Annotated in this window: 14 protein-coding genes and 3 rRNA genes; 3 read left to right on the top strand and 14 right to left on the bottom strand. The window is 68.0% G+C overall.

The window, feature by feature from the left end; translation table 11 throughout:
- Positions 1-12: 12 nt before the first annotated feature.
- Positions 13-1,134: a serine/threonine-protein kinase gene (locus QU602_RS09025; RefSeq protein ID WP_308799947.1), complete on the top strand. Its 1,122-nt coding sequence runs from the start codon at positions 13-15 to the stop codon at positions 1,132-1,134.
- Between the two features lie 5 nt (positions 1,135-1,139).
- On the opposite strand, the gene rrf is transcribed toward QU602_RS09025, so the two are convergent.
- The 5 genes from rrf to tyrS form a co-directional block, all read right to left on the bottom strand.
- Positions 1,140-1,256 (bottom strand): 5S ribosomal RNA (gene rrf / locus QU602_RS09020).
- Between the two features lie 210 nt (positions 1,257-1,466).
- Positions 1,467-4,571: ribosomal RNA gene (locus tag QU602_RS09015) — 23S ribosomal RNA — on the bottom strand.
- A 471-nt stretch (positions 4,572-5,042) separates the two neighbouring features.
- Positions 5,043-6,567: ribosomal RNA gene (locus tag QU602_RS09010) — 16S ribosomal RNA — on the bottom strand.
- The 16S, 23S and 5S rRNA genes sit together here, the layout of an rRNA operon.
- Before the next feature lie 420 nt (positions 6,568-6,987).
- Positions 6,988-8,427, bottom strand: a complete 1,440-nt coding sequence (locus QU602_RS09005; protein WP_308799946.1) for a CoA transferase — start codon at positions 8,425-8,427, stop codon at positions 6,988-6,990.
- Between the two features lie 9 nt (positions 8,428-8,436).
- Complete coding sequence (tyrS, locus tag QU602_RS09000) at positions 8,437-9,723, bottom strand: tyrosine--tRNA ligase (protein ID WP_373692925.1); 1,287 nt, start codon at positions 9,721-9,723, stop codon at positions 8,437-8,439.
- Between the two features lie 125 nt (positions 9,724-9,848).
- On the opposite strand from tyrS, the gene QU602_RS08995 reads away from it, so the two are divergent.
- A complete protein-coding gene (locus tag QU602_RS08995) occupies positions 9,849-10,457 on the top strand; it encodes a DNA-binding protein (RefSeq protein WP_308799944.1) in 609 nt (202 codons plus the stop codon).
- Positions 10,454-11,041, top strand: a complete 588-nt coding sequence (locus tag QU602_RS08990) for a hypothetical protein (RefSeq protein WP_308799943.1) — start codon at positions 10,454-10,456, stop codon at positions 11,039-11,041. Before QU602_RS08995 ends, QU602_RS08990 begins: the two co-directional genes overlap by 4 nt.
- A gap of 2 nt (positions 11,042-11,043) precedes the next feature.
- Here the strand turns inward: QU602_RS08990 and QU602_RS08985 are convergent, their stop codons facing one another.
- From QU602_RS08985 to pheT, 9 genes are all read right to left on the bottom strand, one after another.
- Positions 11,044-11,583 carry a DNA-3-methyladenine glycosylase gene (locus QU602_RS08985; protein ID WP_373692907.1) on the bottom strand — a complete coding sequence of 180 codons (540 nt, stop codon included), beginning with the start codon at positions 11,581-11,583 and terminating at the stop codon, positions 11,044-11,046.
- A gap of 116 nt (positions 11,584-11,699) precedes the next feature.
- Entirely contained in the window at positions 11,700-13,130 is a 1,431-nt protein-coding gene (argH, locus tag QU602_RS08980; RefSeq protein ID WP_308799942.1) for an argininosuccinate lyase, read from the bottom strand.
- Positions 13,127-14,095 carry an ornithine carbamoyltransferase gene (argF, locus tag QU602_RS08975; protein WP_308799940.1) on the bottom strand — a complete coding sequence of 323 codons (969 nt, stop codon included), beginning with the start codon at positions 14,093-14,095 and terminating at the stop codon, positions 13,127-13,129. Before argF ends, argH begins: the two co-directional genes overlap by 4 nt.
- A 26-nt stretch (positions 14,096-14,121) precedes the next feature.
- Positions 14,122-15,285, bottom strand: coding sequence for an acetylornithine transaminase (locus QU602_RS08970; RefSeq protein WP_373692924.1), 1,164 nt, complete (start codon positions 15,283-15,285; stop codon positions 14,122-14,124).
- 71 nt (positions 15,286-15,356) lie between these two features.
- Positions 15,357-16,268 carry an acetylglutamate kinase gene (argB, locus tag QU602_RS08965; protein WP_308800133.1) on the bottom strand — a complete coding sequence of 304 codons (912 nt, stop codon included), beginning with the start codon at positions 16,266-16,268 and terminating at the stop codon, positions 15,357-15,359.
- A gap of 32 nt (positions 16,269-16,300) precedes the next feature.
- Positions 16,301-17,452, bottom strand: a complete 1,152-nt coding sequence (argJ, locus tag QU602_RS08960; RefSeq protein ID WP_308799938.1) for a bifunctional glutamate N-acetyltransferase/amino-acid acetyltransferase ArgJ — start codon at positions 17,450-17,452, stop codon at positions 16,301-16,303.
- A complete protein-coding gene (argC, locus tag QU602_RS08955) occupies positions 17,449-18,492 on the bottom strand; it encodes an N-acetyl-gamma-glutamyl-phosphate reductase (protein ID WP_308799937.1) in 1,044 nt (347 codons plus the stop codon). The genes argJ and argC overlap by 4 nt, the downstream gene beginning before the upstream one ends.
- A 261-nt stretch (positions 18,493-18,753) precedes the next feature.
- Positions 18,754-19,167 carry a DUF1801 domain-containing protein gene (locus QU602_RS08950; protein WP_308799936.1) on the bottom strand — a complete coding sequence of 138 codons (414 nt, stop codon included), beginning with the start codon at positions 19,165-19,167 and terminating at the stop codon, positions 18,754-18,756.
- Between the two features lie 280 nt (positions 19,168-19,447).
- Positions 19,448-21,973, bottom strand: a complete 2,526-nt coding sequence (pheT, locus tag QU602_RS08945) for a phenylalanine--tRNA ligase subunit beta (protein WP_308799934.1) — start codon at positions 21,971-21,973, stop codon at positions 19,448-19,450.
- Between the last annotated feature and the right edge of the window lie 3 nt (positions 21,974-21,976).

Raw genomic sequence — 21,976 nt, 5'->3', positions numbered from 1 at the left:
CAACGGGTCGTCGTGGCGCGGACGATCCGAGTACTCCGGCGCACCGGTGCGTTCCGTGTGCGGCCGAGAGGCTCCGGGCGCACGCCGGTCGCGCTCGAACCGGCCGGGCGACCGGCGCTCGCCATCGCGGCGGGGCGCGCCTTCGCGACGGGGCCCGCCATGCGAGCCCCGGTCGCTGCCATCGCGGCGCGGGCCGAACGACCGCTGCTCGCCGTCACGCCGGGGCGCGCCATCACGACGCTGCCCACCGTACCCGGCACGATCACCGTCACGACGCTGTCCGCCGTACCCAGCACGATCACCCTCACGGCGCTGCCCGCCGTACCCAGCACGATCACCGTCACGACGCGGCGCGCCATCACGACGCTGTCCGCCATACCCGGCGCGGTCACCATCGCGGCGCTGCCCGCCGTACCCGGCACGATCACCCTCACGACGCTGCCCACCGTACCCGGCACGATCACCGTCACGACGCTGCGCGCCATCGCGACGCTGTCCGCCATACCCGGCGCGGTCGCCATCGCGACGGGCGCCGCCGGACGATCCACGATCACCGGCGCCATCACGACGAGGTCCGTACGAGCGCTCACCGTCACGGCGAGGCGCACCGTCGCGACGCTGCCCACCGTACGAACCCCGGTCGCTGCCATCGCGGCGCGGGCCGAACGACCGTTGCTCGCCGTCACGGCGAGGCGCACCGTCGCGACGCTGCCCACCGTACCCAGCACGATCACCGTCGCGACGCTGCCCGCCAGAGGAACCGCCGCGGTCACCACCCTCACGGCGCGGCGCGCCATCACGACGCTGCCCGCCATACCCGGCGCGGTCGCCATCGCGACGGGCGCCGCCGGACGATCCACGATCACCGGCACCATCACGACGAGGTCCGTACGAGCGCTCACCGTCACGGCGGGGCGCACCGTCACGGTGCTGCCCGCCGTCCGATCGCGGCCGGTTGCGCTGGGGACGGTTCTCGTCCTTGTCGTGCTGACTCGAATCCGTCACGTGGTCGTCCTGTCGCTATGGGGTGTGTGTGCAACGCTAGTGCGAGCTCCTGGCACGAAGCTGCTTAAACGAAAAATGGGCACCCGCCTGCGCTCGTCGTTGAACGCGGTGGGTGCCCACCTCTCGTAATGTGTGTCCGGCGGTGTCCTACTCTCCCACAGGGTCCCCCCTGCAGTACCATCGGCGCTGCGAGTCTTAGCTTCCGGGTTCGGAATGTGTCCGGGCGTTTCCCTCGCGCTATGGCCGCCGAAACTCTGGCCACACCCGCGGGTCGCACCTTTGGGTGCGGGTTGGGGTGTGTGGTCTCGTGGCCCAACCCGGTGGCACCGTGTGCGGGTGTCAGGGAGTTGGGGTGTTCAAGTGTTGAGTTGTTGGTTCGTCTGTCCAGAACCACAGAGTGGACGCGAGCAATCTGTATGGGCCACCCACACCAGCCTTTGAAAACGGTGTTGGGTGTAGTGATTGTCAAGTTATCGGCTTATTAGTACCGGTCAGCTTCACACGTCGTTAGTTCGTGCTTCCACATCCGGCCTATCAACCCAGTCGTCTACTGGGAGCCTCTCCCCCGAAGGGATGGAAATCTCATCTCGAGGCCGGCTTCCCGCTTAGATGCTTTCAGCGGTTATCCATCCCGAACGTAGCTAACCAGCGGTGCTCCTGGCGGAACAACTGGCACACCAGAGGTTCGTCCAACCCGGTCCTCTCGTACTAGGGTCAGATCCTCTCAAATTTCCTACGCGCGCAGCGGATAGGGACCGAACTGTCTCACGACGTTCTAAACCCAGCTCGCGTACCGCTTTAATGGGCGAACAGCCCAACCCTTGGGACCTACTCCAGCCCCAGGATGCGACGAGCCGACATCGAGGTGCCAAACCATGCCGTCGATATGGACTCTTGGGCAAGATCAGCCTGTTATCCCCGAGGTACCTTTTATCCGTTGAGCGACAGCGCTTCCACAAGCCACTGCCGGATCACTAGTCCCGACTTTCGTCCCTGCTCGACCTGTCAGTCTCACAGTCAAGCTCCCTTGTGCACTTACACTCGCCACCTGATTGCCAACCAGGTTGAGGGAACCTTTGGGCGCCTCCGTTACTTTTTGGGAGGCAACCGCCCCAGTTAAACTACCCACCAGGCACTGTCCCTGAACCGGATCACGGTTCGAAGTTAGATATCCAGAGTGACCAGAGTGGTATTTCAACAATGACTCCACCGACACTAGCGTGCCAGCTTCATAGTCTCCCACCTATCCTACACAAGCCACACCGAACACCAATACCAAGCTGTAGTAAAGGTCACGGGGTCTTTCCGTCCTGCTGCGCGTAACGAGCATCTTTACTCGTAATGCAATTTCGCCGAGTTCGCGGTTGAGACAGCTGGGAAGTCGTTACGCCATTCGTGCAGGTCGGAACTTACCCGACAAGGAATTTCGCTACCTTAGGATGGTTATAGTTACCACCGCCGTTTACTGGGGCTTAACTTCTCAGCTTCGCACCGAAGTGCTAACCGTTCCGCTTAACCTTCCAGCACCGGGCAGGCGTCAGTCCGTATACATCGTCTTGCGACTTGGCACGGACCTGTGTTTTTAGTAAACAGTCGCTTCCCACTGGTCTCTGCGGCCATCCACGCTTCCCCCAGCAAGTGGGTTCACGCTTCAGGCCCCCCTTCTCCCGAAGTTACGGGGGCATTTTGCCGAGTTCCTTAACCACGATTCTCTCGATCTCCTCGGTATTCTCTACCTGACCACCTGAGTCGGTTTGGGGTACGGGCGGCTAGAACCTCGCGTCGATGCTTTTCTCGGCAGCATAGGATCACCCACTTTTCATCCGCATCGCGTCTCAGCCGTAATGAGTCGCGGATTTGCCTACGACTCGGCCTACACGCTTGCCCCGGGTCAACCATCGCCCGGGTTGGGCTACCTTCCTGCGTCACACCTGTTAATACGCTCACGCCACCAGACGGGGTCGCATGCCGCCACCGGCCTCACCCCGAAGGGATCACCCGGTCTTGGGATGCTTAGCACTTCTGATTTTGTGTGGGCGGTTCTTCGCCGGTACGGGAATATCAACCCGTTGTCCATCGACTACGCCTGTCGGCCTCGCCTTAGGTCCCGACTTACCCAGGGCAGATTAGCTTGACCCTGGAACCCTTGGTCTTCCGGAGGACGGGTTTCTCACCCGTCTTTCGCTACTCATGCCTGCATTCTCACTCGTGTGCCGTCCACGGCTGGATCACTCCGCCGCTTCACCCAGCACACGACGCTCTCCTACCCATCCACACGACTGGACCACGAAGGCCTATCGATTGTATGAATGCCACGACTTCGGTGGCGTGCTTGAGCCCCGTTACATTGTCGGCGCGGAATCACTTGACCAGTGAGCTATTACGCACTCTTTCAAGGGTGGCTGCTTCTAAGCCAACCTCCTGGTTGTCTGTGCAACTCCACATCCTTTCCCACTTAGCACGCGCTTAGGGACCTTAGTCGGTGGTCTGGGTTGTTTCCCTCTCGACGATGAAGCTTATCCCCCACCGTCTCACTGCTGCGCTCTCACTTACCGGCATTCGGAGTTTGGCTGACGTCAGTAACCTGTTGAGGCCCATCGGCCATCCAGTAGCTCTACCTCCGGCAAGAAACACGCAACGCTGCACCTAAATGCATTTCGGAGAGAACCAGCTATCACGAAGTTTGATTGGCCTTTCACCCCTATCCACAGCTCATCCCCTCCATTTTCAACTGAAGTGGGTTCGGTCCTCCACGACGTCTTACCGTCGCTTCAACCTGGCCATGGATAGATCACTTCGCTTCGGGTCTAGGACCTGCGACTGAATCGCCCTATTCAGACTCGCTTTCGCTACGGCTACCCCACACGGGTTAACCTCGCCACAGATCACTAACTCGCAGGCTCATTCTTCAAAAGGCACGCTGTCACCCCAACAAGGAGGCTCCAACGGTTTGTAAGCAAACGGTTTCAGGTACTATTTCACTCCCCTCCCGGGGTACTTTTCACCTTTCCCTCACGGTACTTGTCCGCTATCGGTCATCTGGAAGTATTTAGGCTTACCAGGTGGTCCTGGCAGATTCACACGGGATTTCTCGGGCCCCGTGCTACTTGGGATCCCCTTCCGGCCGGCATGCAATTTCGACTACGGGACTCACACCCACTCCGGTTCGGCTTTCAATCCGATTCGTCTATCACACACGCAGTCACCGCGACTGTCCGGCAGAACAGCCCGAAAGGTCCCACTACCCCGACCATGCAACCCCTGCCGGGTATCACACATGACCGGTTTGGCCTCTTCCGCTTTCGCTCGCCACTACTCACGGAATCACGGTTGTTTTCTCTTCCTGTGGGTACTGAGATGTTTCACTTCCCCACGTTCCCTCTACCCGCCCTATACATTCAGGCGGGAGTCACCAGGTCACCCAAAGGGCCTGGCGGGGTTTCCCCATTCGGAAATCCTCGGATCACAGCTCGTTTATCAACTCCCCGAGGCTTATCGCAGATTACGACGTCCTTCTTCGGCTCCAGATGCCAAGGCATCCACCGTTTGCTCTTAGAAACTTGAAATCACATGAGTTCAATCGTCCCGGCACCGAAGTACCGGTCAGAAATTGACCAGTGAACACACCAGCAACACCCCAAAGGATGCCACCAATGCGTTTCACCTATTGTGAAACAACACAAGTGTTGTTTCTAAGATGCTCGCGTCCACTATGTAGTTCTCAACAGACGAACAGTGCCCCCAAACCGCACCCGGAAACACCCGGTACGACCTGACGGCCTGTCAGAAGTCCAACACACACCACCCGAAGGCAGTAGCGCCCGGTCCCTCAGGACCCAACAGCGTGCATGTGCCCATCCCGCCGGCCCCGACCGTTCCAACCACTCCCGTTGTCGAAACAACACGAAGCAGCGTACTAAGCAAGAACCCTTGCGATGAGCACCTAGTTCAATGTTCCACCCATGAGCACCCAGCGAAGAACGAACGTCTTCGATCTGGGACTCCTGGAACCAGCAAGCTGGTCCAGTGCTCCTTAGAAAGGAGGTGATCCAGCCGCACCTTCCGGTACGGCTACCTTGTTACGACTTAGTCCTAATCACCGATCCCACCTTCGACGGCTCCCTCCACAAGGGTTAGGCCACCGGCTTCGGGTGTTACCGACTTTCATGACTTGACGGGCGGTGTGTACAAGGCCCGGGAACGTATTCACCGCAGCGTTGCTGATCTGCGATTACTAGCGACTCCGACTTCATGAGGTCGAGTTGCAGACCTCAATCCGAACTGAGACCGGCTTTTTGGGATTCGCTCCGCCTTACGACATCGCAGCCCTTTGTACCGGCCATTGTAGCATGCGTGAAGCCCAAGACATAAGGGGCATGATGATTTGACGTCATCCCCACCTTCCTCCGAGTTGACCCCGGCAGTCTCACATGAGTCCCCACCATTACGTGCTGGCAACATGCGACGAGGGTTGCGCTCGTTGCGGGACTTAACCCAACATCTCACGACACGAGCTGACGACAACCATGCACCACCTGTAACCGAGTGTCCAAAGAGTTCCCTATCTCTAGGGCGTTCTCGGTCATGTCAAGCCTTGGTAAGGTTCTTCGCGTTGCATCGAATTAATCCGCATGCTCCGCCGCTTGTGCGGGCCCCCGTCAATTCCTTTGAGTTTTAGCCTTGCGGCCGTACTCCCCAGGCGGGGCGCTTAATGCGTTAGCTACGACACGGAAACCGTGGAAAGGTCCCCACATCTAGCGCCCAACGTTTACGGCGTGGACTACCAGGGTATCTAATCCTGTTCGCTCCCCACGCTTTCGCTCCTCAGCGTCAGTTACGGCCCAGAGAACTGCCTTCGCCATCGGTGTTCCTCCTGATATCTGCGCATTCCACCGCTACACCAGGAATTCCATTCTCCCCTACCGCACTCAAGTCTGCCCGTACCCACTGCACGCTAGAGGTTGAGCCTCTAGATTTCACAGCAGACGCGACAAACCGCCTACGAGCTCTTTACGCCCAATAATTCCGGACAACGCTCGGACCCTACGTATTACCGCGGCTGCTGGCACGTAGTTAGCCGGTCCTTTTTCTGCAAGTACCGTCACCCGAAGGCTTCTTCCTTACTAAAAGCGGTTTACAACCCGAAGGCCGTCATCCCGCACGCGGCGTTGCTGCATCAGGCTTGCGCCCATTGTGCAATATTCCCCACTGCTGCCTCCCGTAGGAGTCTGGGCCGTGTCTCAGTCCCAGTGTGGCCGGTCACCCTCTCAGGCCGGCTACCCGTCGACGCCTTGGTGAGCCATTACCTCACCAACAAGCTGATAGGCCGCGAGTCCATCCCAAACCGAAAAACTTTCCACCAAACCTCATGCGAGGAAAGGTCCTATCCGGTATTAGCACCGATTTCTCGGAGTTATCCCAGAGTCCAGGGCAGGTTACTCACGTGTTACTCACCCGTTCGCCACTAATCCCCCCCAGCAAGCTGGGAGTTCATCGTTCGACTTGCATGTGTTAAGCACGCCGCCAGCGTTCGTCCTGAGCCAGGATCAAACTCTCCAAAAAAAATGGCTCCAACACCCACCAAAGCAGGCATCAGAAATTTGATCTCTGACTGAGAAACAATCATTGCTGACTGTCCATCAATCCAAAGGAATCCCACCCCATCCAAAGACAGGGCCAGGGTTCAAAAATTGGCATTGAACATAGTGCACGCTGTTGAGTTCTCAAGAAACGGACGCTCTCGCTTCGGCGGCCCAGCGGGCCACCTCACTCGAGGCATTTCGTCTCCACTCGGTCATCCAGTTCAGGACGCATCCGAATGCGTCAGAAGCAATCTGACCGAATCGGTCGAGCTTCTGGAATCGTTCCGCTTGAGGGCCGGTGAGCTTCTCGCTCTCCCGCGCCTTTGGGGCAACAGATGAATACTTTACGTACGACCGGGGGCGCGTGCAAGTCAGCATCGCATCCCGGGCGTGTCGCCCGTCATTCCGGCCACACCGGCTCATCGCGCCCCCACGGTCGCGGCCCGCTCGGCCACGCGTGAGGCCCGGCGACAGCCGAGATCGCCGGCCCGGTCGAGCGCACCTCCAGGCCGTCCGTGTCGAAGGAGACCAGGTGCGGCGCAGCGCGCTCATCGGTGAGCCGGTCGGCGGGCGATGCGGACGTGGTGCGCGGCAGGCCGAGCAGCTCGGCCGCGGTGCGACGCAGGGAGACTCGCGCGATCCGGGCCTCGCCGGCGTGGCCGGCGAGCATGGAGATGACCGCGGCCGCGAGCAGATAGCCGGACGCGTGATCGAGCGCCTGGGCGGGCAACGCGCCCGGACGACCTTCCACGTCGGAGCTCGCCCCCGAGCCATCGCCCCCGGCGTCGCGTTCGCCCTGGCGCTCGCCCTCGACCCACGCGATCCCCGTCGCTGCCTGCACGATGCTGTCGAAGCCGCGTCGCTCGGCGTCCGCCTCGTCGTACCCCCACGCTGCGAGCTGACCCACGACGAGCCCGGGGCGGCGTGCGGTCAGCTCAACGGGATCCAGCCCGAGCGCCTGCATTCCGCGTGGACGGTACCCGAGGACCACGGCATCGGCGCGCGCGAGCAGCTCGTCGAACCGCTCCCGGTCGCCGCGCGCGGTGAGATCGAGCAGCGTGGTGCGCTTCGCGGCCCCGGTGTCGAGGTGCTGCCACTCCGGTTCGGGCAGGCGCGGCGAATCGATGCGCAGGACGTCGGCGCCCAGGAGCCCGAGCGTTCTGGTGCCGACCGGCCCGGCGATCACTCTCGTCAGATCGAGCACACGCATCCCCCGCAGCGGATACTCCGGATCCACACGCCCGTCGGGGACCCGCGGCGAGCGGTCGCCCGACGCGGAGGCCCCCAGTTCGACGAGCGGCGTCCGCCGAAGAGCGACGTCGTCTGCGGGCGTCTCGCGGCGCACGACTGCGCACACCCCTCCGGCGCCGACCACCGCGGCCTCGACGTCCTCTGCGGTGCGCGAGGCGATGACCGCGTCGACCACCCCGGTGTCGGCATCCGCGGCGAGACCCAACCCGCGCCGGAGCGCCGCCGCGTGATGCGGGTAGTTCGCGTGCGTGCGCACCCATCCGTCGGCTGCGCGGCGGAACCCCGAGAGCGGAGCCCACACCTCGGGCTGCTTCCCACCGAGGCGGAACCATCGCTCGCTCGTGAACGCCGTCGCGATCCGGTCGCCGTCCAGCCGGATCATCTGCCCGTCGCGCATCGTCGCGGCCGCCCCGGCGAACGATGCGGCGGCGAGCGAGGCCGCAGCGACCGCGCCGGCCGCCAGGCCCGACACGTCGAGCCTGGCCGGCAGCGGCACCACGGGCAGCACGTCGAGCGCGGCGAGCTCGGCCGAATCGCGTCCGAGCTCTGCCCACACGCGGTGGACGATCTGCTCGGCGGACCCGGTCACGTTCGTCGTCTACTCCACGAACACACCGGCGAGCGTCTTCTTGCCGCGCCGCAGCACCGCGAGCCCGCCCGAGCCGACGCGTCCGGCGAGGGTCGCGGCGTCGTCGTCGATGCGTTCGTTGTCGAGCGAGACGCCGCCCTGCTTGATCGCGCGCCGTGCCTCGCCGAGGCTCGCGACGAGCCCGGTGTCGACGAGCAACTGCGCGATGGAGGCATCCGTCGTCGCCGTGGTGTTGGGCAATTCCTCGAGCGCCGCCGTGAGCGTCGCGCGGTCGAGCGAGCGCAGCTCGCCCTGCCCGAAGAGGGCCTGCGAGGCCGCGACCACCGCGGCCGTTGCGTCGGCACCGTGCACGAGCGTCGTGACCTCGGTGGCCAGCACGCGTTGCGCCTCGCGGCGGAACGGCTCGCGCTCGACGAGTTCGGCGAGCTCCTCGATGCGCGCGCGGCTGAGGAAGGTGAAGACCTTCAGGCGTGCGATCACGTCGGCGTCGTCGGTGTTGAGCCAGAACTGGTAGAAGCGGTACGGGCTGCACATCGCCGCGTCCAGCCAGATGGCGTTGCCCTCGCTCTTGCCGAACTTGGTGCCGTCGCTGTTCGTGATCAGCGGTGTGCCGATCGCGTGCACGCTCACGCCCTCGACGCGATGGATGAGGTCGGTGCCGCTCGTGAGATTGCCCCACTGATCGCTGCCGCCGGTCTGCAGGACGCAGCCGTACTGGCGGTAGAGCTCGAGGTAGTCGAAGCCCTGCAGGATCTGGTAGCTGAACTCGGTGTAGCTGATGCCGGCGTCGGAGTTCAGCCGCGATGCGACGGCGTCCTTCTTCAGCATGGTGCCAACGCGGTAGTGCTTGCCGATGTCGCGCAGGAAGTCGATGGCCGACAGCCCCGCGGTCCAATCGAGGTTGTTCACCAGGCGAACCCCGTTGTCGCCCTCGGCCGAGAGGAACCGGCTCACCTGCCCCTGCAATCGGCCCACCCACTCGGCCACGGTGTCTTTCGTGTTGAGCGTGCGCTCGGCGGTCGGCCGCGGGTCGCCGATGAGGCCCGTCGAGCCCCCGACGAGGCCGAGTGGCCGGTGGCCGGCGAGTTGAAGGCGACGCATGACGAGCAACTGCACGAGATTGCCGAGGTGCAGACTCGGCGCCGTGGGGTCGAAGCCGCAGTAGTACGTGGCCGGCTCGCCGGCGAGCAGCTGCTGCAGAGCGGTCTGATCGGTCGAGACGTGCACGAGACCGCGCCAGTTGAGCTCCTCCCAGATGTCCGCGAATGTGGGATCGTTCTGCTGAGTCGCGAGGATCTCGGGGTCTGACACGCCAGCAAGAGTACCAGTGATGAATTCAGGCTACAGTTCTATGTCTCCTTTACATAAGCATGTAGACTTAATTCACTCGCAGGTCAACCGTCAGCCAGAAACGAGGGCGTATGTTCGTCATCACTGCAGACCAGGTGGACAGCCGTCATCGCCCGGATCTCGCCGGTGCGGAACTCGAACGCATCGCGCTCGAGCACGGCGAGCACCTCCGGTTGCCGCCCGGTCGCAACGCCGGCGACGAGATCCAGATGCTCACCGAGGACCCCCATACCGCGGTCCGCCTCGTATTCGAGCTGACGCGTCACGACGACTGGAGCGTCGGGCTCGGATGCGGCGCCGTCCGGGATCCATTGCCCGCCGACATCCGGGAAGCGAGCGGCGACGCGTTCTTCACCGCGCGCAGCGCGGTGGAACGGGCCAAGCGGGCACGTCCGCGGTTCGCCACGGACGCCACGGGAGCCGACCCGTCCGACGCCGAGGCGCTCATCGTCCTGGCGCTGCTCATCCGCGAACGTCGCACCGAGCAGGGCTGGGAGGTCTACGACCGCATGGTCGCCGGCGCCACGCAGGCCGAGATCGCCCATCAGCTCGGCATCAGCGCGCCCGCCGTGAGCTCACGGGCCAAGCATGCGAACATCAGAGCGGAGCTGGACGCGCTTCCCGCGCTGGCCCACGTGCTCGAGCAGGTCGACGCAGCCGCCGTACGAGGAGTCGCATGATCCACTTGACCGTCATCGTCTGGCCGCTGCTGCTGCTCGCCCTCGCCGCCGCAGCCACGCTCTCGGTCATCGCCTTCGTCAGACCGCGGCAGCGCCTGATGAGCTGGTTCGCGGCCGGTGCGCTGGCGGCCGCGGTCGCCCTCGCCTCGCTCGCGAGCGAAGGTCTGCCACCCCTGCTCACCGGACTCGTCACGATGCTCGCGCTCGTCGCGGCCGTGTTCGGTGGCGGCCCGGCCGCCACGACCGCGCTCGAGCTGGCGATGGGCCGCAGCGCCGTCCCGGGCGCGCACGGCGGCATCCTCGTCGCCGATTCGGCGCGCGACACCCCACCGGGGGCGCTTCCGGCGCGGCGCGAGGTGCTCCGAGGCGGGACGACGATCGGCGTCCTCGAGCGACTCGCTGCGGCCGGCACCATCGTCGCGGGCTTCCCCGAGGGGCTCGCGATCGTGGTGGCGGTCAAGGGCGTCGGCCGGTTCACGGAGCTCGAGGCACCCGAGGCACGCGAACGTTTCATCATCGGCACGCTGGCGAGCCTCATCTGGGCCTGCGCCGCCGGGCTCGCCGTGCACCTCGCGATCCGCTGATCTCAGCCCGTCGCGCGCTGGTGGCGGCGATACGGCGAGACGCCGGGGTCGCCCGGCACCCAGAACCGCCAGGGGAACGCCGCTCCCCCGCCGTCGCCGCTCACGCCCGTGCGCGGGCCCGATTCGTGGGGCAGCGGAGTGACCGGCAGATGCAACGCATACGGCGCCGACAGCAGGTCGTCGCCATCGGCCGACAACGGGACGCCGAGCGCGAGCCCGAGACGCGCGGGGCCTCGCGCGAGATCGCGGTCGGCGGCGCGCGCCCGTCGGGCGCGCGCGAGGTCGAGCCCCTCGACGACGGTCGCCCCGCGCAGCAGCACGGCGGCGGCGCGGCCCGGATGCGCCGCCACGATGTTCAGGCAGACGTGCATGCCGTACGTGAAGTACGCGTAGAGATGCCCGGCCTCACCGAACATGACGGCCGTGCGCCGTGTCTCGCCGCGGAAGGCGTGCGAGCCGGGGTCGACGCCGACGCCACCGTACGCCTCGACCTCGGACAGCCGGATCGACACCCGGCCCTCGTCGGTGTCGTGCGAGAGCACCGCGCCGAGCAGCCGGGGAGCGAGCTCGATCGCGTCGACGGCCAGCGCGGCGCGTTCAGCCGGAATCAGCCCGTCCCGGGGAGGCGGGAGGAGCTGGTCGTGCGACCCGGCCGCGTTCAGCGCGGCTCCGGCAGCCCGGCGATGAGGTGCCGCACCCGGTCCGTGAGCCGTGCGAACTGCTCGGCGACGCGCTCGGGCGCCGTGCCGCCCGCGCCGCCCCGGCTCGCCACGGAACCCTCGACGCTCAGCACCTCGCGTACCTCCGGCGTCAGGTGGACCGAGATCGTCGCGAGTGCGTCGTCCTCGATCTCGTCGAGTTCGAGCCCGTGCGCCTCGGCGTGGCGCACGAGCGCCCCGGTGATCTCGTGGGCGTCACGGAACGGCACGTGCCGCTTCACGAGCCATTCGGCGACGTCCGTGGCGAGCGAGAACCCGGCTGGCGCGAGCTCGGCCATGCGGTCGGTGTGGAACGTGAGCGTTGCGATCATGCCCGTGAAGGCGGGCAGCAGCACCTCGAGCGTCTCGACCGAGTCGAAGACCGGCTCCTTGTCCTCCTGCAGGTCGCGGTTGTAGGCGAGCGGCAGCGCCTTCAGTGTCGCGAGCAGGCCCGAGAGGTTGCCGATCAGCCGGCCCGACTTGCCTCGCGCGAGCTCGGCGATGTCGGGGTTCTTCTTCTGCGGCATGATCGACGACCCGGTGGAGTAGGCGTCGTCGAGGGTGACGAACCCGAACTCGCGCGTGTTCCAGAGGATGACGTCTTCGGCGAGCCGCGACACGTCGATGCCGATCATGGCCGTGATGAACGCGAACTCCGCGACGACGTCGCGGCTGGCCGTGCCGTCGAGCGAGTTCTCGGCGGGCGCGGCGAGCCCGAGGTCCAGGGCCACCGATGCCGCGTCGAGCCCGAGGGTCGAACCGGCGAGCGCGCCGCCGCCGTACGGCGAGACGTCCGCGCGCTTCAGCCAGTCGACGAGCCGCTCGAGGTCGCGTGACAGCGCCCACCCGTAGGCGAGCAGGTGGTGCGCGAGCAGCACGGGCTGCGCATGCTGCAGGTGGGTGCGGCCGGGCATGATCGCGGTGCGATGCGCGTCGGCCTGCGCCGCGAGCGCGTCGATGAGGTGGACGAGGTCGCGGCCGATGACCGCGGCGTGGTCCTTCAGGTAGAGCCGCACCAGGGTCGCGATCTGGTCGTTGCGGCTCCGCCCGGCCCGGAGCTTGCCGCCGAGTTCGGCGCCGACCTCGGCGATGAGTGCGGCCTCGAGCGCACCGTGCACGTCTTCGTCGGTGTCGGCGGCGACGAGCTCGCCAGACCGGTACCGCGTCTCGAGCGCGTCGAGCCCGGCGAGCATGCCGGCGAGCTCCTCGCCCGTCAGGTAGCCGGCGGCCGCGAGGGCGCGCGCGTGCGCGCGCGAGCCCGCGAGATCGTATGGGGCGAGCTGCCAGTCGAAGTGCGTCGACTTCGAGAGCCTCGCGAGCTCCGCGGACGGGCCGCCCGCGAAACGCGCCCCCCACAGCGAGCCCGCGTTGGTCGTGCCCTGATCGGTCATCGTGCGTTCCCCTCTCGGGCGCCGCCGTGCGCCGCCGCGTCGTGCCGCCGGGCGAGCAGCCAGACGAGCAACGCCTTCTGGGCGTGCAGTCGGTTCTCGGCCTCGTCCCAGACGACCGACTGCGGACCGTCGATGACGGCGGCCTCGACCTCGTACCCGCGGTACGCGGGCAGGCAGTGCAGGAAGATCGCGTCGCCGGATGCCTCGGCCATGAGCTCCTCGTCGACGCCGTAGTCGCCGAACACCGCGATGCGTGCGGCCTTCTCGTCCTCTTGGCCCATGGACACCCAGGTGTCGGTGGTGACCACGTCGGCGTCGCGGACGGCCTCGCGCGGATCGGTCGTGACCAGCACAGATCCGCCCGTCTGCGCCGCGATGCGGCGGGCGTCGTCGACGATGTCGGCCCGGGGAGCGTAGTCGGCGGGCGAGCCGATGCGCACGTGCATGCCGGCGGTGGCGCCCGCGAGCAGGTACGAGTGGGCCATGTTGTTCGCGCCGTCGCCCACGTAGGCGAGCGTGCGGCCGGCGAGCGAGCCGAACCGCTCACGCACGGTGAGCAGGTCGGCGAGCAGCTGGCAGGGGTGGAAGTCGTCGGAGAGGGCGTTCACCACCGGGACCCGGGTGCCGTCGGCCATCTCTTCGAGACCCGCCTGGTCGAACGTGCGCCAGACGATGGCCTCGACCATGCGCTCGAGGACACGCGCGGTGTCGGCCACCGACTCCTTGCCGCCGAGCTGGCTCTCGGAGGTCGAGATCACGAGCGGCACGCCGCCGAGGTCGGCGATGCCGACCGAGAACGACACGCGCGTCCGCGTCGAGGTCTTGTCGAAGATCACGGCCACGGTGCCCGGCCCGTCGAGCGGGCGCTCGGCGTAGCGGTCGGACTTCAGTCGCAGCGCGAGGTCGAGCACCTCGGACTGCTCGGCGGGACTCAGGTCGTCGTCGCGGAGGAAATGGCGGGTCATGCGCGTGTCGGTCCGTTCGGGGTGGGTCAGTGGTCGGTCGGGCGTTCGGCGAGCTCGAGGGCACGCGCGAACCGTCGGTCGAACTCGTCGAGCTCGGCGTCGCCGATCGTGAGCGGCGGCGCGATCCGCAGCGTCGAGTCATTGGCCGCATTGACGATGAGCCCCGACTCGAGTGCCGCGTGCGCGACACGCGTCGCGATCGGCTCGGCGAACGCGACGCCGAGCAACAGTCCACGGCCGCGGACCCCGGCGATCGCCGGCGAACCGAGCCCGAGGATGCGCTCGCGGAGCTGGGCACCGCGCCGCGCCGCGTTCTCGACGAGGCCCGCGCGCTCGATCTCGCCGAGCACGGCGTTCGAGACGGCGGTGGCGAGCGGGTTGCCGCCGAACGTCGAACCGTGCATGCCTCGCTGGTACAGCTCGGAGGCGCGACCGAACGTGATCAGCGCGCCGATCGGGAAGCCGCCGCCGATGCCCTTCGCGACCGTGATCGCGTCGGGCGTGATGCCCGCGTGCTGGAAGCCGAACCAGGCGCCGGTGCGGCCGGCCCCGGTCTGGATCTCGTCGACGATGAGCAGCGCCCCGTGCCGTCGCGTGACCTCGCGCGCGGCCTCGAGGAACCCGGCGGGCAGTTCGACGACGCCCGCCTCGCCCTGGATCGGCTCGAGGATGACCGCGGCGACGGCGTCGTCGACCGCGGCCTCGAGCGCCTCGATGGTCGCGGGGATGTGCTCGACGCCGCCGGGCAGCGGCTCGAAGGCCTGTCGCATGTGCGGTTTGCCGGTGAGCGCGAGCGATCCCATCGTGCGCCCGTGGAACGCGTCGACGAGCGCGATGACACGCGTGCGCGCCCCGCCGGAGTTGTTCAGCCGGGCGAGCTTGAACGCCGCCTCGTTCGCCTCGGCGCCCGAGTTGCCGAACCAGACGCGGCCGCCGTCGCCCGCTCCCGCGAGGCGCGTGAGCCGGTCGGCGAGCTCGAGCACGGGCTCGGTCATGAAGTAGTTGGAGACGTGCGCGAGCGTCGCCGCCTGACGCGAGACCGCCTCGACGAAGACGGGGTGCGCGTGGCCGAGCGAGTTGACCGCGATGCCCGCCAGGAAGTCGAGATACTCGCGCCCCTGGTCGTCCCAGACGCGGGCCCCCTGGCCGCGCTCCAGCTTCGCGAGCGGCGTGCCGAGCGAGCGCATCATGTGCCGGTCGAACCGTGCTCGCCACTCGGCGGTGTGCGTGCCCGGTTGCGTGGTCGTGGACTCTGCGGCGCTCACGCCTGCTCCCCCGTTCCGGCGGGCACGACTTCGGTGCCCGACCCTTGCTGTGTGAACACCTCGAGCAGGATCGAATGCGGCTCTCGGCCGTCGATGATCGCGGCCTTCGGCACCCCGCCCTGCACCGCGTCGAGGCACGCCGTCATCTTCGGGATCATGCCCGACTCGAGCGACGGCAGCAGCTCAACGAGGTCGGGCACCGCGATCTCGGAGACCAGCGAGTCCCGGTTCGGCCAGTCCTTGTAGAGGCCGGCGACGTCGGTGAGGATGACGAGCTTCGCCGCGCCGAGGGCGATCGCCAGAGAGGCGGCGGCCGAGTCGGCGTTGACGTTCAGCGATTGGCCGACCTCGTCGAGGTCCGGCGCGATCGAGGAGACCACGGGGATGCGACCGGCGGCGAGGTGCGCGATCACGGCCGAGGGGTCGACCGCGACGACGTCGCCCACGAGCCCGAGGTCGACCTCTTCGCCGTCGACGACGGCGCCGCGACGCCGGCCTGCGAACAGCCCCGCGTCCTCTCCGGAGACGCCGCTGGCGATCGGCCCGTGCTCGTTGATGAGGCTCACGAGCTCACGATTGACCTGCCCGGTGAGCACCATGCGCACGACGTCCATGGCTTCGGGCGTCGTGACGCGGTAGCCGCCGCGGAACTCGCTCGGGATGCCCAGGCGCTCGAGCATGGCGGAGATCTGCGGTCCGCCGCCGTGGACGACGACAGGCTTGATCCCGGCGTACCGGAGGTACACCATGTCTTCGGCGAAGGCGCGCTGCAACTCGGGGCTGACCATGGCGTTGCCGCCGAACTTCACCACGATCGTCTCACCGTGGTAGCGCTTCAGCCATGGCAGGGACTCGATGAGCGTACGGGCCTTCTCGGCCGCGTCGGGATCGGCCGCGTCGGGATTCATCGCGTCGGGCTTCGTCTCGTCGGTCATCTCGCTCAGCTCGCGTAGGCGCTGTTCTCGTGCACGTAGTCGTGCGTGAGATCGTTGGTGCGGATCGTGGCGGATGCCTCGCCGGCATGCAGCTCGATGCGGACCGTCGTCTCGCGCGGCGAGAGGTCCACCTCGTCCCTCGGCCGGTCGGGCCGTCCCGCGTGACACACGCGGACGCCGTTCATGCTCACGTCGACGAGGTAGGGATCGAACTCGGCCGCGGTGGTGCCGATGGCGGCGAGGACGCGGCCCCAGTTGGGGTCGTTGCCGAAGATCGCGGCCTTGAACAGGTTGTTCCGAGCGACGGAGCGGCCGACCTCGACTGCGTCGTCTTCGGTGACCGCGCCCACGACCTCGATGCTGATGTCGTGGCTCGCGCCCTCGGCGTCGGCCTGCAGCTGCGCGGCGAGGTCGTCGCACGCGCGGATCAGCGCCGCGGTGAACGCCTCGGCCGTAGGACGCAGACCCGAGGCGCCGCTGGCGAGCAATGTGACCTGGTCGTTCGTCGACATGCAGCCGTCGGAGTCGAGCCGGTCGAACGTCATCCGGGTCGCCTCGCGCAGCGCCGCGTCGAGCTCCGCCGCACCGAGCTCGGCGTCGGTCGTGAGCACGACGAGCATGGTCGCGAGTCCGGGGGCGAGCATGCCCGCACCTTTGGCCATGCCGCCGATGCGCCACCCGGCACCGTCGACGATCACGGTCTTCGGCGTGGTGTCGGTGGTCATGATCGCGCGTGCTGCGTCTTCGCCGCCGCCGGCGGACAGCCGGTTCACGGCCGAGAGCACGCCCTCCTCGAGGATCTCGCCGTCGAGCTGGTCGCCGATGAGCCCCGTCGAGCAGACGAGCACGTCGCCCGCCGAGGTGCCGAGTGCCGAGGCCGCGGCCTCGGCCGTGCGATGCGTGACCTGGAACCCCTCGGGCCCGGTGAAGCAGTTCGCGCCCCCCGAGTTCAGCACGACCGCGCTCACGACGCCGTCGAGGATCGCCTGCTTCGACCAGATGATCGGGTTCGCCATCGCACGGTTCTTGGTGAACACCGCGGCGGCCGCGAGCAACGGTCCACGGTTCACGACGACCGCGAGGTCGAGCGCGCCGGAGCGCTTCAGGCCCGCGGCGATGCCGGCCGCGTCGAAGCCGGCTGGGGCGGTGACGGTCACGGGGCGACTCCATTCACGGGCAGACCCGTCGATTCGGTGAGGCCGAGGGCGATGTTGGCGGACTGGATGGCCGCACCCGCGGTGCCCTTCACGAGGTTGTCGACGGCGGTGACCACGACGACCCGGCCGGCGCGCTCGTCGACGGCGAGGCCCATGAGCGCGGTGTTGGCACCGAGCACGTCGGCCGTGCGCGGGAACTGCCCATCGGGAAGCAGCTGCACGAAGCGCTCCCCCGCGTAGGCGTCTTCCCAGGCCGCGCGGACCGCCGAGGCATCCGTACCCGGCACGATGCGTGCCGTCGACGTCGCGAGGATCCCGCGCGACATGGGCACGATCACGGGCGTGAACGAGATCGTGGGCCGGTCGGCCCCCGCCCACCGCAGCGCTTGCTGGATCTCGGGGATGTGCCGGTGCATGCCGCCGACCGAGTACGGGTTCGCGGAACCGAGGATCTCGGAGGCCAGGAGGTGCGCCTTCAGGCTCTTGCCGGCGCCGGAGGGGCCGACCGCGAGCACCGAGACCAGGTCTTGCTCCTCGATGACGCCCGCGCGGATGCCCGGAGCGAGCGAGAGCGCGACGGTCGAGGCGTTGCAGCCGGGGGCGGCGATGCGACGCGTCTTCGCGAGCCGGTCGCGTTGCGTGCCGGACAGTCGCGGCAGCTCGGGTACGCCGTAGGCCCAGGCGCCGTGGTGGCCGGCGCCGTAGAAGGCCGCCCAGTCGGCCGGGTCTTCGAGCCGGTGGTCGGCGCCGCAGTCGATCACGAGTGTGTCCTCGGACAGCTCGGCCGCGACCGCGCCGGAGGCGCCGTGCGGCAGCGCGAGGAACACGAGGTCATGCCCGGCGAGCACCTCCGGCGTGGTCTCGCGGAGGGTCAAGTGCGTGTACGTGCGCAGATGCGGCTGCACCGCGATCAGCGGTTGACCGGCGTTCGAGTGCGCCGTGACGGTGCGCACCTCGAACTCGGGGTGGTCGGCGATGAGTCTGAGGATCTCTCCACCGGCGTAGCCGGAAGCGCCGGAGACGGCGACGGAGTAGGTCATGCTTCAACCTTAGGACGATGCGGACGAGTGGTCGGAACCGGCGACGCCCGTATCGCGCTGCTCACGCAGCGTGCGGGGTCGCCTGGATTCGGCGCTCGCCACGCCGTCGGGCGCGCGCGACACCGGCACGCGAGTCGCGTGCGTGGCGGGCGTCCCGGACAGCGGTCATGTGTGGCACTGTATCGGCGCGCCCGGCTCGGTCGCAAACCGGCGGCGACCGCGGGGCGTGCCCGCACGTCATCGACACGGGCAGCGGATGCCTCAGCCGCGCGCGTGCACCCACGCGAGGTCGACGAGCGACTCGAGCGTGCCGAGATCGATGGTCGAGAGCCGGCCGACCCAGATGCAGGAGACGCCGACTTTGACCTTGCCGAGTCGGTCGATGAGCTCGGCCGACTCGGGCACGCCGGGCAGTTGCAGCCCGTAGATCGACATCGAGGCCTTGCGCGGCGAGAAGCCGACGATCATCGTGTCGCCCTCGCGACCGGACTCATAGCGGTAGTGCTCGAGCCCGTAGCCGACCATCGTCGGGCCCCACATGACGGCGTCGGTCCCCGTGACCCGGTCGAAGAGCTCGCGCAGCACGAATCCGTCTTCGCGTCGCCCCGCGGGTTCGGCCCTCGCCAGGAACTCGGCCACCGATTCCCCGGTGGGATGCGTCTTGACGTCGCTCATGCGCCCGAGCGTACTCGCCTCGACCGACCGCCCGACACCCCCGCCCGCCTCACCCTGACCCGTCCCACCCCGACCCGTCCCACCCGACCCGTCCCACCCGACCCGTCCCACCCGACCCGTCCCACCCCGACCCGTCCCACCCTCACGTTCCCCCGCCGAGTGATGACGATCTGCGCCGAGTGATGACGATCTGGCGGCACTCGCGGCACGAATCGTCATCACTCGGCGATCGGGGTGGGGCGGGGCGGGGGGGCGGGGCGGGCGGGGTGGGTGGGTACGGCTAGTCGCGGATGGCGGCGCCGAACCGTTCGGCCGCGACTGCGGCGCCCGCGAGCTTGGCCTCGGATGCCTCGGCCGCCGTGAGCGTGCGGTCGGGCGCGCGGAAGCGCAGCGCGAAGGTCAGGCTCTTCGACTCGGTCGGCACCCCCTGACCGCGGTAGTCGTCGACCAGCTGGATGTGCTCGAGCAGTTCGCCGGCACCCTCGGCCACGGCCGCACGGACCTCGCCGGCGGGCGTCTCCCGCGGCACCACGAGCGACAGGTCCTGCGTGGCCGCGGGATACGTCGCGATCGCGTGCGCCTCGACGGGCCGGTCGCCCGCGACGATGACGGCGTCGAGGTCGAGCTCGGCGATCGCGACGACACGCGGCAGATCCGCCGCCTCGGCGATCGCCGGATGCAGCTCGCCCGCGAACCCGACGGCCCGACCGCCGACCCGCAGCTCGGCGGTGCGGCCCGGGTGCAGCGCGGCATGGCGCCCCTGCACGACCTCGATCTCGACGCCCGTCGCGAGCGCGATCTGACGCACCCGATCGAGCGCGTCGGCGAGCCCGACCGCGACGGGCGCCTGCCCGGGGGCCTTGGGCACGGCGTTGCCGAGCAGCAGCACGCCCGCGTGTCGCGGCTGCGGCGGGATGCCGGCCTGCAGCGCCGCGAGCTCGTCGGCGGTGGGCAGCGCGCCACCGGCCGGCAGCACGGGCGAGCCGTAGTCGCGATCGCGCTCAGGCAGGAACACGAGCCCCACCTCGAACAGGTCGAGGTCGGTGAATCCGCGGGACAGGTTGCGGCGCGCCACCTCGACGAGCCCGGGCAGCAGCGTTCGGCGCAGGAAGGGCGCCGAGGCATCCATCGCGTTCGCGACCCTGATCTGCGCGACGGGCGAGCCGTCGACGCTGCCGTACCGCTGGTTCGCCTCGTCGCTGACGAACGGGAACGCGAGAATCTCGGTCGCGCCGGCGGCGGCGAGCACGTCGGCGGTCTGCTTCCTGAGCCGCTGCGACCGGGTGAGCCCGCGGCCGGGAGGCGCGACGGGCAGCACCGACGGGATGCGGTGGTAGCCGACGAGCCGCGCGACCTCTTCGACGAGCTCGGCCTTGCCGGTGAGGTCCGGTCGCCAGCTCGGCGGCACGACCTCGAACCCGGCCTCGGTGCGGGTGACGTGCCCGCCGATCTCGGCGAGGGCGTCGTGCACCTCGGTCTCGGTGTACTCGATGCCGATGAGCTGCGACGCGTAGCCGTGCGGCAGCAGGATCGCGGCGCGCTCGGCTGCGTCGGCGATGAGGGAGCCGCCGTCGTCGGGCGTGCCGCCCGCGAGGTCGGCCATGAGCTGGGCGACGCGAGCAGCGGCCGCGGGTGCGATGCCGGGGTCGACGCCGCGCTCGTACCGCTTCGAGGCCTCGCTCGGCAGCTTGTGCCGGCGCGCGGTGCGGGCGATCGAGACGGGGTCGAAGTTCGCGGCCTCGATGAGCACGTTGCGGGTCTCGCCGCTCATCTCGGTCTCGGCGCCGCCCATGACGCCCGCAAGGCCGATGCCGCCCCGGTCGTCGGTGATCAGCAGGTCCTCGGTCGAGAGCGCGCGGTCCTTGCCGTCGAGCGTGGTGAGCCGCTCGCCCTCGTGTGCGCGGCGCACGACGATGCCGCCGCGCAGCCGGTCGAGGTCGTAGCCGTGGATCGGCTGACCGGTCTCGAGCATGACGTAGTTGGTGATGTCGACCAGCAGCGACAGCGAGCGGATGCCGGCGAGCTTCAGGCGCGAGACCATCCACGGCGGCGTGGGCCGCGACGGGTCGACGCCGCGGACGACGCGCGTCGCGAAGACCGACGAGCCGGCACGGCCGCGGATGGGCGCGTCGTCGGCGATGGCCACGGGGAACGCGTCGGCGGATGTCTCGGCCGGCGCCGCCTGCGCGACGGGGTCGCGGAACGCGGCGCCCGTGGCGTGCGCGTATTCGCGGGCCACCCCGCGGATCGAGAACGCGTACCCACGGTCGGGCGTCACGTTGATCTCGACGGCCGCGTCGTTCAGTCCGAGCAGCTCGATCGCGTCGGTGCCGACCGGCGCCTCGACGCCGAGCGTCGACAACCGCAGGATGCCATCGTGGTCGTCGCCCAGCCCGAGCTCACGCGCCGACGCGATCATGCCGTCGGAGACGTGGCCGTACGTCTTGCGCGCGGCGATCGGGAAAGGGCCGGGCAGCACCGCGCCCGGCAGCGTCACGACGACCTGGTCGCCCACGAAGAAGTTGCGCGCCCCGCACACGATGCCGTGCACGGCGTCGCCGCCGTCGGCCGCCTGTTCGCCGTCGGGCGCGACGCGGACCTGGCACCAGCGGATCGTCTTGCCGTTGGACTGCGGCTCCTCGACGAAGTCGAGCACCTCGCCCACGACGATCGGGCCCGACAGCTCGAACGTGTGCACGTCTTCTTCTTCGAGGCCGACCTTCACGAGGGCGGCGTGCACGTCTTCGGGCGTCGTGCCGGGAACGAGTTCGACGTATTCAGCGAGCCAGCTGAGAGGTACTCGCATGAC

Source organism: Agromyces protaetiae, assembly GCF_030866785.1.
In the GTDB taxonomy this organism is placed as follows: Bacteria; Actinomycetota; Actinomycetes; order Actinomycetales; family Microbacteriaceae; genus Agromyces; species Agromyces silvae.
The sequence above is the reverse complement of the archived record's forward strand: the minus strand, read 5'-3'. Positions and strand labels throughout refer to the sequence as shown.